The organism is Citrobacter sp. MGH103 (assembly GCF_001034475.2).
Lineage (GTDB): Bacteria > Pseudomonadota > Gammaproteobacteria > Enterobacterales > Enterobacteriaceae > Citrobacter > Citrobacter freundii.
Genome location: NZ_CP073043.1, coordinates 4252113 through 4265177, shown reverse-complemented (window position 1 = coordinate 4265177; position 13065 = coordinate 4252113). Strand labels below are relative to the sequence as shown.

The window sequence follows — 13065 nt, the reverse complement described above, 5'->3', positions numbered from 1 at the left end:
TTGATAGGTTTTAGCTATTGACATGGTAAAATATTATGTTATTTATTTTCTTGTCAGGACGACAAAATTTCACTATTGCAAGGATGCATATTATGGATAAAACAAATATTAACTTAATGGAAAGGTATCTATTACTGCTTGATCGATTCGTTGATAAACTCGCTGAATCTGGTTTCTCAGAGCAACGAATTATCGAACAATCATATCTTTTTTGTGCAGGATTTTATATCAAATACCAAAGTGGTATCGAAAAAATGACCTTCTCCAACAGGGAGGTTGTTTTAACCTTTCTGCTACTTTCATATTATAGTCATATAAATAAACTGGATGATGATTTGATCAACAAAGAGCGTATGAAAAATGTATGTTCTTCATTGATTAACTTTATAGTCAGTAATGGTAGCCGAACAGAGAAAGTCTATGCTAATGAGAAAAGGAAATATGATGCTTCGACCCTAAAAAGATCGTTATCCATCAAAGAGAAGAAAAGAAAATATGGATTGTAATTATTTTAAAAGCCCGTAGTAGGAATCTACGGGCTAACTCTTTGTTGCTTATATTTTTTATTTTTTTACTAAATCGATAAGATTTCTGATTTCATGATCAAATCTAGCGCTTCTTCTTTTAATCCATTTGATACAAACGAAGCTTCCGATCCTTGATAGGAAATATGTGAGCCACATATACTTGTGCTCATCCCACACATATCCATCTTTAAAGCCCCAAGGCAATGTGAGAAATGAAATAAGTGCAGCAGCACAAAGTAAAATGAAAACAATAGAGAATAGTTTCGAAATAGGCATTGCTCTGTAATACGATGCTGTAGAAGCATTATGGAACAGCATTGTCAGAAAAGCGGGGATGACAACTTTTTTCCTATTTAAGTTTACTTCATGTTCTCCCGTGTTCTTATTAACGATAAGTGCATCTTTATACACATTATACGAACCATCCTCACTATACTGGCGAAGCTCGTATTTATAAATAGTGTGTGAACTTCTGAAGGGGATACCATAGTCGGAAATCTGCTTCTCATCCCCAGCGTCGGTATTTACCCAGATCTGATTATTGCTTGGGTTGGAATTAATGACAGTGCCAGAGAAAGTCTTAACAAACGTGTAAGTTTCACCAAACAGATCAAACTTTGAGGCTGTAATCTCTGCTTTCCGGCGATCAGAAAGACCAACATTGACTTCTTCATTGCGGCGTTTCGTGGTGGAGATGCTCATACAAGTTCCTTTGTGTTAGATGTTAAATTCATATTCGATGTATGAAGAAATCAGGGACTACAGATGAGATGGTATCTGCCATTTCAAAACCTGCATGTTAGTTGAATACGTAAATAGGCTAGTTAAATCAGTCTGTTATATTCTTTGGTGTGAAATCACATTTTGACTGGGTTTACAGGAAAGGCAAATCACTTGTACCGATCGATTAAAGATTAATGATAGATGCAGGCTATCACCAAAAGAATATCGATCGGTATAAACGATCAAATTATTGACCTGTATCTATCAAAAAGGCTTGACAGCCTTACATCGAAAGCGAAGCTCTTCTGGATTGAGGTGCTGATTCAATGAGATTTTTTTGGGGGAGAGGCGTAATCTCTACCATTCTCACGCTAGTGATGGTTTTGTGTTTTTGAGGGCGTTTAAGGGTTGGGATTTTGAGGTTTTTGAAGATGGTAATAATGGTATTGAGATAGGGGATGGTCTCTAACCATCTGAACGTTGAAGCCCTATAGCTTCGCTTGGGCGCTACTTTTAACGTTTCGGTTGCTATCGCTTCTTTGTTAGTTGCAACAGCTTCTGGGAGAAGCGCTTCGACAGAAGCGATAGAGTATTCGTCCTGACCAGCAGCTCGTTTATCGAGGATAAGTGCTTCTATGGGGCGGTTAACGTATTCTGTCGTGGTTTCAGGAGCATCTATAGTTATGACCATATCATGAGTTGCACTAACAGATGTTTCTCTGACAGATGATTTCAGTTTAAACAGGAAAGCATTATCACGTTCCTGTTGGTAGTCGATTCTGCTTTGCAAGGCAGACCAGGAATACCCTTTTCCCAATTGAGATGCTTTGAAAGCAATCCCGTTGTATTCGAATGAGAAGCCGTTCATGCGTCCAGTAGAGGCAATGTTAGGGATTGGCCTGATATTTTGTGCCACAAGCTGTTGCACGAAGTCGGTAATCGATTGCCTGGTATCAAGCAGTTCGTTAAGGGCGTTTTGGATGAATCCTTTTGGGCATAGCTCACCAGTTCTCTTTTCTATCATCATCTCATTACGGGATTTTTTGAGCTTCGGTGTAGGTGAGGGCGCTGCTGGAGAAGCTTTCGGTCCTTTGGTTCTTGTTAGCTGGTAGTCTTGTTCAAGATCCTGGATGATACGGGTGCTGATAAGGTTCTCATTTTTACCTAAGTAGAGCTTCCCCGAACTGAGTTCGATGCGACTGGCGATGATATGGATGTGCTGGCCGGCCGCATCATCATGGAGGACATAGCATCTGAGGTGCGTTTCAGAGAAGCCCATTCGGGACATGTAATCATCAGCAATCTCTGACCACTGAGCATCTGTCAGCGCTTCGTTTTTCGGCAAGCGAAGCGAATTGTGCCAGACGGGTTTAGCAAGATCCGGGCGAAGCGCTTTAGTCGCATTGAATTCTGCAATCAACTCTCCGGCATTGCTTCCATCCATATTGCCACCAATCACTGATGGGGGGGGTTTATGATGCGAAGCTGGCCTCAATGCATAAAACACTACGCCAGCGAAGTTCTTACCTCGCTTTATCTTCTGCATCCCCTTCATGGGAAGCTCTCCACAGGTCAGCGGTAATTAAATGCAAGCGAAGCTCTGAGACCTGGCGCTTTACGGCGAAGAGTTCAGTTTGCGTCAGAGGGCTTTCATAGCTCTTGCTATTAAGATGAGCCACAAGCTTGTTTAGCTTCTGCGAAATCTCACCAAGGGTTTTCCAGGCTTCAAAATTGATGGCTGGAACGACAGCTGGGAGTTTATTAAGTAAAGATAAGCGAAGCCACTCGCCTTTACGATGACGACCTCGTTTCTCATTGAGAAGCGTTAGCTCTTCATCATTTAATCTGACACTGACGCAATGAGAACGAAGCTGGTTGTATGAGAGCTTCGCTTCGTTAACGCTTCCATTACGGGAATGCTTACTTACAACGATCTTATTAAAAGTATCACTTTCGACCATATGAACTCCTTTTCATATAATTAAATAAAAGCATATTCCTTATGCTTAATTTATTTATATGATAGATTCGGATAATGTCAATGTAGTGTCTTGATTTTGCTTTTGATTTTTTTCAACCGAAGGGCGAAAAAAACAAGGGGAACTCGAAGAAGCAGCGTAGCGCTTCGATGAGTTAGCCCTTGCTTTTAATTAGTATCCGAAAAGTTATTTAACTTCAAAAAATATAACTAACAATCAAAAACAATAGGTATATATTATTTCTTTATATATAAATATGATTATATTCCATTTGGTTATTAATTCTAAGTTGTGAGTCTTGTTTGCTTGTGTAACCATATGATTTTAATTGGTTATATTAATAAGGGTTAACGAGGAAATATATTGACATATTTTCCGCTAAGCTATAAGTTAATATAAATTATCTCATATATTTTCATGTCAATCGTCAATCGATTTCGGCAATTTTACAAAAGCGACTGAATATAATGGACAAAGACAAAATTGATTTGATTATTAAGTCATTAACTAGAACTGATAGCTATTTGAACTATGCAAATACTAAATCTACCATATTGCTAACATTGGCATCAGCCATATTGACGATCGTTGGAGTTAATCTGTCAAAGGTGCTTCCTGAAAAACTTTATGAATTAAGTTATTTATCGTTGTTTTTCTTTATGTTATTTTTAGTAGTAGGAGTTTTATTGAATGTTGCTTCTATTATCAAGTCATTAGGTTCAATAGCACCATTTATTAAGGCAAGCGAAAAGGAGAACAATTTCTCGTTTGTGGATATTGTTCATTACTACAAAGATGGGATTGATTATTTCAATAAGTTATCTGAGACAAAATATTTAGATTTAGGGCAACAACTAGCAATTCTGAATTACACTTTGTCCAATGGGTTAATAAAAAAATACAATGGGCAAAAAAGATCAATTCTATATTTGAAATTATCCCTCATTTCCTTTTTTATATCGATATCAATCCCTTGGGTAGAATTATCTTTTGGGTTATTCAAGAATGAAGAGAATAGTGTGATAGTCTTAAGCCTTATCATTATTTTCCTTTTGTTGATTATTGTATTCATGGTATGTGTCATTTATTACTTGCTGCTTATAGGAAGAAAAACAAAATGAGTATTAAGAATTTATATAAAAATTTAAACTCTGACATGGAAAGTATAGCTAAAAGAAATAAGAGTGATAGTTATAATTTTTTCACAAAAAAATCCTTCGACTCTGCTGGGATGGAAAATTTAGAACCAGTGTGGGAAGATGCAAATGACATTTCTTTGGAAAGTTTTAATAAAACATTGTATGAAAGTGTGAATTCGGAAAGTGCCGTCGTAAGAAATGGTATTACGCCACTAAGAGATTATGAAGCTGTCCGTGGGCTAAGAGAAGCTTTTGGTAAGCCTGATCGAGAGGAAGAGCCTGCGATTGGAACACATCCTGACTTTAAAAATTTGGAGACAAATAATATAACGCAATTTGGGTATGTGGTTACCATGTTTATGGATATTATAGGCTCGACTAAACTTGGTCTTTCATATAGTCCATCTGATGTTTTTCTTTTTAAAAACAATATCATTAGCGGTTTTATCGAGACTATCAATGCATTTGATGGACATGTGCATAGAATTATGGGAGATGCTGTTATGGCTTTCTTCCGAAGCAATGAAAATGAAAACCTTAATACATTAGAAAATAGTGCTATTGATGCTATTAACTGCGCAGCATACTTTATTGAGGTAATGAATGAAATCGTTGTTCCACAAATTAAAGAAGTCGCTGATGAGAATATTGGTATTAGAATTGGCATAGATATCGGTGAAAGTGATTATGTGTTGTGGGGGAACTATGGTATCCCTGGCATTAATGAAGTAACTGCTACATCATTCTATGTAGATATAGCATCTAAATTACAGCACAAGGCACCCAAAAATTCTATAATGCTTGGGGAAAGTTTAGTTAATAAATTAGGGCTTACTATTAAGGATTATCTGGATTACAAAATAAAAAATAACGAACCAGATAGATATGTTATTGATTACACATCTAAAAATAAAGAAAGATTGCGATATCGTCAATATTTACTTAATCAGGAAAAATACTTTTCACTTCTTCCTCATGGTATTATATCCTCTCGTATAAAAATTGAAATCACATATAGTAGCGACGAGTTTGGTTTTTCAAATAAAAAAACTTATAAAAGTTGCGGCTCTGTAATTCCAAAAAATAAATGGGTTAAGTTTCATGCTATTTTTTCTGAGGGTTATGGAGAGAACTATGATTCGCTTAAATTCAAGTTTCGTGTTGTAAATAATGGAATTGAAGCCAGTAAAAAGCACGACTATGACAATCATGAAACTGAAATAATAAAAAAAGCTCACGAGAAAGAAGATGGGGTATTTCATGCTATTCACAAAGAAAGAACTTCATACAAGGGACTTCATCTTATGTATGTTTCTGTGATCTCTAACGGAAGAGTGATTGAGAAAGAGGTTCCTTGTAGTATATTTATACAGTAATTATGATGGTATTTACAAATACTACAAAATAATATTCCCAAATAAAAAATATAAGTTTTGTTTGAAATTGAATCCCATATATATCCAAGAAATGTTAATCTTGAAGTTTCTTGGATATATTCTATAAAGAACGATATAATCCCATTGTTTATTGTCATATATTCAATCGCGTAAGTATATATTTCATTTAATCTACTATCCAATATTGAAATTCTATAGCTGTTTGGATGTTAATGTGATGTCATGAAAATAAATTTGAAAACTTATTTATTAGATGCTATTAATCATGAGGTGAAATAATTATTGAAGAGGTAGTGTTATGAATGTAATAAAAGATGTTTGGACTATTATGATTAATTTTAAATATATAATAATCACTGTTGTGTTATATTCCGTGGCGTGTCTATATGGCTTGATAATAAACTTTTCTGATACGGCTAACTTGCCAATGAAAGCTTTATTTGGAACTATTTCTTTTTCATTGATTATGTTCTTGCCGATACTTTATAAATGGATCTACATATCGGCAAGAAAATTAATTAATAATTTTGATGATTAATCATTGGTCTAATTGTGCTTAGGGTCTCTTTTCGAGTTTGGATATATAGTAACAATTGTTTTGGTAAGGGAACAAACACCTATATAGCTGAGAATTATAATTGAAGTAATATTATTATTTAGTACTATGGAGTCAAAATAACTACCTCCAAGAGGTTTAGATATTGCCACAATTGATACAATTGCTACTGATGCCGTCAAGCCAATGTCGCATACCTTATTTATAACGGCTCTCATTTCTGGAAGCCAGTAATAAATCATGGAAAGTACTATTGATATAACTATTGGTGGGAAAAATAAGAATGTCGGTGAGAGGGTTTGTGAGATTGTTATTTTAACAAGATATACTGTTGAACATAATATCACTAAAAATATTATAAAAAAAGTAATTACAGAGCTAATCAAGAACCTTTTAACCGACATTCCTAAAATAACGTTCGGTTTTATTTCTTCGGTTTTTACCTTTTGAGAGGGGGTGTTATTATTTTCTGGATTTTTAGGGTTGATATTTTTCACTTGCGTAATATCCTTCATAATATTTCCTTTCCTGACACTATTTCAATTAGTCGTAAATGAATTTATAGCATAATCGCCCAGTTTAACCTAGTCTGCCGCAGACCATGTAAGCATCCTAATAGTCGATAGGATATAGTTCATAGGTCTAATAAATTTTAACCTTATATATCAATTAGTTAATTGACAATGGAAAGTGCTGATGTATCATTCGCTTGTAGTTTCTGATTTCTGTTTGCGTTCATAAAAATTGCACCCATACTTATCTTCACATAAGAAGTTAAATTTTCATCCTCACCCCCACCAGCTCTCATCTTTCTAGGTTGCTCAAGGTATTGAAAGTGGGTGTAGGCTTCCTTGACATCAATGATGTCAAGGATACTGGCCAACGCTTCTTCGAATAAGTCAGTATAGAAGCCTTTCGCATTGTGATTGCTGAAGGCATACATCTCATACTATGAGCCACTAACAACTCTTTGAAACCCGTGCGTTTTAACGTCATGTTAGCTTCTTAGCTGTTTGCCGGTGCAAGCTGCATATGAGAATCAGAAAGCATTATTGATTATCATAGGATAAGCAGCATCATTTTTCGGAATCGCCATTCAGATGCTAACATCTTGTAACATATTTATTAAATGGTGTATCCTCATTTCTATAGGAAAAATCCGCTTTAAAGCGGTTGCTGATTGTGATTATTAGTTTTGTGAGGCAATGGCAATGTGCGAAAGGACGTTAAAAAAAGATGAGTATTCTGAATGGGTTATACGCAATAGCCTGTACTGGATGACTTCGCTTACTCAGTGGAAACTTTGTGAAGATATATCCTCCTGGACAATCTCTTTTGAAAACGATGGTCCCGAATGCCTCTATGAATTCGAGAGGCTGCTGAATGATTATGCTTTGCGAGAAAAACTACAGCATAAAACGGGGGCGTTGAGAGATTCTATTGTCCATAAAGTGCTTCGCAGTGTCGATGAAAGGCTTTCGTGATGGAATTGATGCCATTCAATTTTGACAGATTGCCTAATGGACAGGTGTTTATAAGCAACCTCGCTGGTTTTCATCACTTCATTGATGAGCAAGAGCTGCTTGATCTTTCTGATGAGCAAATCAGTGCGGAACAATCAAACGCACTTGAAAGCAAGCTGTTCATAACCAACGAAAGCTCATCAGCTATTGCTCCCTATGCTTTAAGTTCTGCTTTTGCAAAACGATTGATGAATGAACTGGCTATCAGGCCAATTTTCATGATTGTGCCCACATTACGTTGCGACCATACCTGCAAGTATTGTCAGGTCAGTCGAGCTTCAGTGAACGCCTCTGGTTATGATTTAGATCCCGCTCTCATCCCTGATATCATTTCTACTATCAAAAAACTATCAACTCCACCTTACAAGATAGAGATACAGGGTGGAGAGCCACTCTTGCGGTTCGATTTAATTCAGTCTATCTATGAGCAATGTGCTGAAACGCTGGGAAGCACCGATTTTGAGATGGTGGTAGCATCAAGCCTGTCTGTATTGAATGAGGATATGCTTGAATGGTCGAGAGATAGGAACATAACGTTCTCTGTTTCGCTTGATGGTGAGGAAGTTGTTCACAACAGTAATCGAATTCTTGGTCATGGGCTTGCGTACAGTAGAACAGTGTCAGGGGTAGAGGCTATCAAACGGTCTTTAGGCGCTGGTCGCGTTGCAACGGTTACTACAGTTACTAAAGATCTCATTAGGCATCCTGAATCGATTGTCAAGGCTCACTTGTCTCTTGGCATCAAGGACATGTTTATCCGACCTGTCAGTCCCTATGGGTTTGCACAAAAAGCATCGTTCACATTTTCTATGGAGGAATACTTCAGTTTCTATGCCTCGTTGATAGATGAAATTCTCAAGATGAATAATGAAGGGATAAGGGTTGTGGAACATTCGGCCTCCATTCATCTGAAAAGGATCTTCAATCCCGGCTTTAGTGGTTATGCGGATTTAAAGTCGCCAAGCGGGGTCGTGCTTAACAGTATTCTTTTCAATTATGACGGTCGAGTATATGGTAGCGATGAGAGCCGTATGTTGCAGAAGGTGAACCCTGAAACGGAGTTCAGTGCGGGTGAGGTTAAAACGCTATCATTTTCTAAGAGTCCTTATTATAACGCAGTGTTGAGTTCATCGTTCAATTGTGCTCTGCCGGGTTGTGATACATGTGCATATCAACCATTTTGCGGTGCAGATCCATGCCAGAACATAAGTGTACAGGGTGAGCCTGTCGGTGATAGGAGTCGTTCAACGTTTTGTCAGTATCACAAGGGGATGTTCAGGTATCTGATGAACTGCATCTCAGAAGGTGGTCCGAAGGCTGAGATGCTAAAAGGATGGGCATATGTCTGAGGTTATCAGGAACGATATCTTTCATTTTGCTTCAAAAAAGAATGTGCCCACAGGGTTCTATCGGTTATGCAAACAAAAACCAGTGAACCCTTTATTCTTTTTGCCCAATTTGCTGGTAGTTGCTGAAAGCAATAATGATGCCATTCTACCATGCTTTGATTACTCTGTTATTAGCACTGAATTATTTGAGTCAATTGAAGATGGAGATATTGGGGTAATTAACAATGGCAATATGATCCGCGTTATTCTGTCCCGCAGAGCCAATCATAATACTGTCTTAGTAACGGAACGCTGCAATAACTTGTGTCTCTTTTGTTCGCAGCCACCAAAGAAATCAAATGATGACTGGCTACTTACCCAATCAGCTCTTGCTATCGCTTCATTTGGGTTGAATGGAGTAGTTGGGGTCAGCGGTGGTGAACCTTTGCTGTATGGAGATGATTTCCTTAACTTCATTGATTTTATCATCGAGAATTCACCAGATACTGCTTTGCATGTTTTAACAAATGGACGCAAATTTGCTGATACCAACTTTACTCATGAAATGGCAAAGCGAAGTAAAAAGATAAAAATCACCTTTGGTATACCGCTCTACTCATCAAGACCACTTGTGCATGATCATTTGGTAGGAAGTGATGGCGCATTTAATGAAACGGTTAAGGGGTTAATCAATGCAGGGAACTCAGGGATTAATATCGAACTTAGAGTTATTCCGACACTGGCTAACTATACGGAATTGGATGACATCGTAGAGTTCGTTGGCCGTGTTTTCTCCAACATCAATCAGATTTCCCTTATGGGGTTGGAATCTATCGGTTGGGCGCGAAAAAACTGGTCAACAATCTTCATTGAACACAGCAGCTATAGTGAGAAAATAACCTCCGCTATAGACGCTGCACACAGGTCAGGTATACCTCTAACAATTTTTAATTATCCTTTGTGTCATCTTCCTGAAAGAGCCTGGGAGCTTGCTGCTCAGTCGATCTCTGATTGGAAAAATTACTATCCTAAAGAATGTGATGAATGCACTCAGAAGTCTTCCTGTGCTGGTTATTTCAGTTCTTCAACGGGCCGTTTTCATCAACCACCGAGACCAATTTTATGAAAAAATTTAATTTTGCTGCTCTACTTCCGGGGTTTTTGGCACTCAATAATTCTGTATGGGCAAGTGATTCATCTACCGGAGCAAGTGATTTGCCTGGTATGACTCTTAATGAACATGATTTAGTGATAGCCCCACTTAACACCGAAGTTCCATTCTACATTGCAGGGCATCGCAGTCATAGCTCCCATCGGAGCCATAGTTCTCACCGTTCATCATCAGGTGGCGGGTACTATGGTGGCAGCACTCCCTATTATCCAAAAACATACAGCTCACCAAGTTCATCTGGGTCTTCAAGTTCAGGAACAAGTTCCTCATCGTCCTCTTCCTCTGTGCGTTCGCTTCGTTCTAACGACAATATTAACTCTACTACTACGAATTCAGTTGGAACTACAGAAGCTAACCGTGCAAGTAATGGGCTTACTTCTGCTACAGAGAAGCGTAAGCGCTTAATCATGCGTGTTCAGTTCGCATTGCTGGACAAGGGATTTTACAATGGGAATATTGACGGCATAATGGGACCATCTACGAGGCAGTCTGTGAAAAATTACCGTATTGCGAACGGATTACCTATTCCTGCAACTGAAACACTCGACACTCAACTTTTGAATTCTTTAAATATTTTGGCTCGTTAAATCTCTATGGAGCATAAAATGAAAAGTAATAATTTGGCTTTACCGTTTTTGGCTCGATTCGCTACCGAGAGAACAGAGGGGGAAAACATTCCCGGTTGGTACTCGTATGAGCAAGATCTTTGGGTAGTTGAAGAGGACAGTAAAGAAATCCCAATAATCTCTAAATATACTCTTACACAGACAGTAACTAAAACTAAAGTAAGGCAAGAAAGCGATGATGATTCATCAGTTTCTATGCTTGAATTAACCACGAAAACAGAGGCTCAACTAGAAAGGGATGATTCCGATTTAAGTATGAACCATCTATTAGAGTTAATGACCAAAACAGATACAATCCAAGAACGAGACGATGATAACTGGTGTGCAGGAAATATTCTGGAGTTATCTATTAAAACGTTTGTTTCAGTAGAAAGAGATGAGGATTTCTCTATGCATACTTATGATCACCAAAGGGAAGGTTTAATTTAATGATATTGTTGGTGACTAATAAGCGCGATATAACTATGGATTATATCGTGGTTGAGTTAAAAAAACGAGGCATCAAGTACTTCCGTCTTAATACAGAAGACTTGCCAAGATCATACTGTTCTATGTCAGATTCATCATTTATGGATTGGAGTATATCTATTAATGGAAATACAATAAAAGGTATCGATGTTAAAGCCGCCTACTTTCGTAGACCTGGGAATCCCGAAGTTCCTGCCTCAATAACTGATCCTGGTATTGCTGATTACATTCAGGGAGAATGGAATAGTTTCCTTAAGAGTCTTTATTCGCGACTTGATTCTTTTTGGTTTTGCTCGCCTACTAATATAATTTTAGCTGAAGATAAACCAAAGCAACTGGTCGTTGCCAAACGTTTGGGTTTTAATATTCCAGAGTCAACCATCACTAATTCATTTGAAGAAATAAAAAGTTGTAGCAATAGCTTTCAAATGATCGCTAAGCCTTTACGACAAGCTCTATTTATAAATAATGATGCTGAAAGTATCATTTTTACCAACAGATTAGGTCAACTAGATGAGACCGATTCGAGTTCACTTTCTTTGGTACCTATTATAGTTCAGCATGAGATAATAAAAAAGTTTGATGTTAGAGTAACAGTAGTTGGGAAAAGAGTTTTTTCTGTTGCAATTTACTCCCAAAGCCATAAAGAAACAGAGGTAGACTGGCGCAAGGGGTCTCGAATTGACTTAAAACATAAACCTTTAGAGCTACCTACATCATTGAGTTCTAAGTGTATAGATCTAGTCGAATCACTTAATCTTCGATTTGGGGCAATAGATTTTATTTGCGACGAAGATGATGTTTTTTGGTTTTTAGAAATTAATCCTAACGGTCAATGGGCGTGGATAGAAAACCAGACAGGTCTTCCTATTGCTAGTTCTATAGTCGATGAACTTATGAGGATCGGTAGATATGAGTTTTGAAGATATCAGAGAATTCTTTTGGCCAGTTTTAGTTGAACTGAATAGTGAAGAAATAAGACAAGATCAAGAAAAGCTGGATAATGATATCTTAATTATTAAAAATACTGACTGGACAAATGAAAGTGAACTAGCCCTTGATGAGGCAAAAAAACTCAATGAATTAGAAAATCAAAGAAGAGTAGGAGCTGAGAGTAAAGCTGCAATATATTTAACAGCTATTACTGCTCTTGCTCCTGTATTAGTCTCGTTAGTTCCCGGTATTATTAGTAGTGGTGGAAATAATGCCTTTGTGGATTTTTTGTCATTTGCAATTTTTGTGTATGCACTTTCTAATTTGCTTAGAGCTGCATTATGGGCTTTTAATACCTTAAAAGTTTCAGCTTCCAATAGAATCGACACGATAGATTTAGTTAGAATTTGGGGGGGGGCCGGAGATGCATACAAAAAAAATTTAATTGTTGAAAATCTTTGTGCTGTTCGAAAAAATAGAGATGGAGTAAATCGTAAGGTAACATGTATTAAAATGACGCATGAACTTCTCCTTAGAACATTTCTTGCGTTTGTTTTACTCTTATTGTTACAAACATCGATGTCATTTATTCCTAATATCAGCATTGCCAATCAGGTCTCTTCAACTACATGTAATGATAAACAGGATATTGTTCAACATCCTGTTAATATTTATAGAATATAGTAAAATTGAAC

The 13065-nt window shown here is 37.2% G+C and carries 15 protein-coding genes; 10 read left to right on the top strand and 5 right to left on the bottom strand.

Translation table 11 applies throughout. The features are described 5' to 3' along the window. Window positions 1-92: 92 nt before the first annotated feature. Window positions 93-506 carry a hypothetical protein gene (locus SK33_RS20600; protein WP_032426704.1) on the top strand — a complete coding sequence of 138 codons (414 nt, stop codon included), beginning with the start codon at window positions 93-95 and terminating at the stop codon, window positions 504-506. Window positions 507-563: 57 nt separating this feature from the next. Here SK33_RS20600 and SK33_RS20595 read toward each other — a convergent pair whose 3' ends face one another. From SK33_RS20595 to SK33_RS20585, 3 genes are all read right to left on the bottom strand, one after another. After that, the gene (locus tag SK33_RS20595) at window positions 564-1229 is read right to left on the bottom strand and encodes a hypothetical protein (protein WP_048219819.1); all 666 of its coding nucleotides are present in this window, start codon (window positions 1227-1229) and stop codon (window positions 564-566) included. A gap of 304 nt (window positions 1230-1533) precedes the next feature. Then, on the bottom strand, window positions 1534-2805 hold the full coding sequence (locus SK33_RS20590) for a relaxase/mobilization nuclease domain-containing protein (protein ID WP_048219817.1): 1272 nt from the start codon (window positions 2803-2805) through the stop codon (window positions 1534-1536). Continuing rightward, window positions 2774-3211, bottom strand: a complete 438-nt coding sequence (locus tag SK33_RS20585) for a hypothetical protein (RefSeq protein ID WP_048219816.1) — start codon at window positions 3209-3211, stop codon at window positions 2774-2776. Before SK33_RS20585 ends, SK33_RS20590 begins: the two co-directional genes overlap by 32 nt. A 485-nt stretch (window positions 3212-3696) precedes the next feature. Here SK33_RS20585 and SK33_RS20580 point away from each other — a divergent pair, with 485 nt between their 5' ends. Beyond that, window positions 3697-4350 (top strand): hypothetical protein, encoded by a 654-nt coding sequence (locus tag SK33_RS20580; protein ID WP_048219814.1) that lies wholly within the window; start codon window positions 3697-3699, stop codon window positions 4348-4350. Then, the gene (locus SK33_RS20575) at window positions 4347-5744 is read left to right on the top strand and encodes a nucleotide-binding domain-containing protein (protein WP_048219813.1); all 1398 of its coding nucleotides are present in this window, start codon (window positions 4347-4349) and stop codon (window positions 5742-5744) included. The genes SK33_RS20580 and SK33_RS20575 overlap by 4 nt, the downstream gene beginning before the upstream one ends. 567 nt (window positions 5745-6311) lie before the next feature. Here SK33_RS20575 and SK33_RS20570 read toward each other — a convergent pair. Both SK33_RS20570 and SK33_RS20565 read right to left on the bottom strand, forming a co-directional pair. Continuing rightward, window positions 6312-6836, bottom strand: coding sequence for a hypothetical protein (locus SK33_RS20570; RefSeq protein ID WP_024171539.1), 525 nt, complete (start codon window positions 6834-6836; stop codon window positions 6312-6314). A gap of 158 nt (window positions 6837-6994) precedes the next feature. After that, entirely contained in the window at window positions 6995-7264 is a 270-nt protein-coding gene (locus SK33_RS20565) for a hypothetical protein (protein WP_045340611.1), read from the bottom strand. A 268-nt stretch (window positions 7265-7532) separates the two neighbouring features. Here SK33_RS20565 and hxsD point away from each other — a divergent pair, with 268 nt between their 5' ends. The 7 genes from hxsD to SK33_RS20530 are packed head-to-tail and all read left to right on the top strand — an operon-like array spanning window position 7533 to window position 13054. After that, on the top strand, window positions 7533-7805 hold the full coding sequence (gene hxsD, locus SK33_RS20560) for a His-Xaa-Ser system protein HxsD (protein WP_048219811.1): 273 nt from the start codon (window positions 7533-7535) through the stop codon (window positions 7803-7805). After that, window positions 7805-9193 carry a His-Xaa-Ser system radical SAM maturase HxsB gene (gene hxsB / locus SK33_RS20555; protein WP_007705390.1) on the top strand — a complete coding sequence of 463 codons (1389 nt, stop codon included), beginning with the start codon at window positions 7805-7807 and terminating at the stop codon, window positions 9191-9193. The genes hxsD and hxsB overlap by 1 nt, the downstream gene beginning before the upstream one ends. After that, a complete protein-coding gene (hxsC, locus tag SK33_RS20550) occupies window positions 9186-10298 on the top strand; it encodes a His-Xaa-Ser system radical SAM maturase HxsC (protein ID WP_000005562.1) in 1113 nt (370 codons plus the stop codon). The genes hxsB and hxsC overlap by 8 nt, the downstream gene beginning before the upstream one ends. Continuing rightward, the gene (gene hxsA, locus SK33_RS20545) at window positions 10295-10930 is read left to right on the top strand and encodes a His-Xaa-Ser repeat protein HxsA (RefSeq protein WP_024136428.1); all 636 of its coding nucleotides are present in this window, start codon (window positions 10295-10297) and stop codon (window positions 10928-10930) included. The genes hxsC and hxsA overlap by 4 nt, the downstream gene beginning before the upstream one ends. A gap of 18 nt (window positions 10931-10948) precedes the next feature. Further along, entirely contained in the window at window positions 10949-11398 is a 450-nt protein-coding gene (locus tag SK33_RS20540; protein WP_000841452.1) for a hypothetical protein, read from the top strand. 47 nt (window positions 11399-11445) lie between these two features. Continuing rightward, window positions 11446-12360 (top strand): hypothetical protein, encoded by a 915-nt coding sequence (locus SK33_RS20535; RefSeq protein ID WP_223332485.1) that lies wholly within the window; start codon window positions 11446-11448, stop codon window positions 12358-12360. Further along, complete coding sequence (locus SK33_RS20530; protein WP_023279396.1) at window positions 12350-13054, top strand: hypothetical protein; 705 nt, start codon at window positions 12350-12352, stop codon at window positions 13052-13054. The genes SK33_RS20535 and SK33_RS20530 overlap by 11 nt, the downstream gene beginning before the upstream one ends. Window positions 13055-13065: the final 11 nt, after the last annotated feature.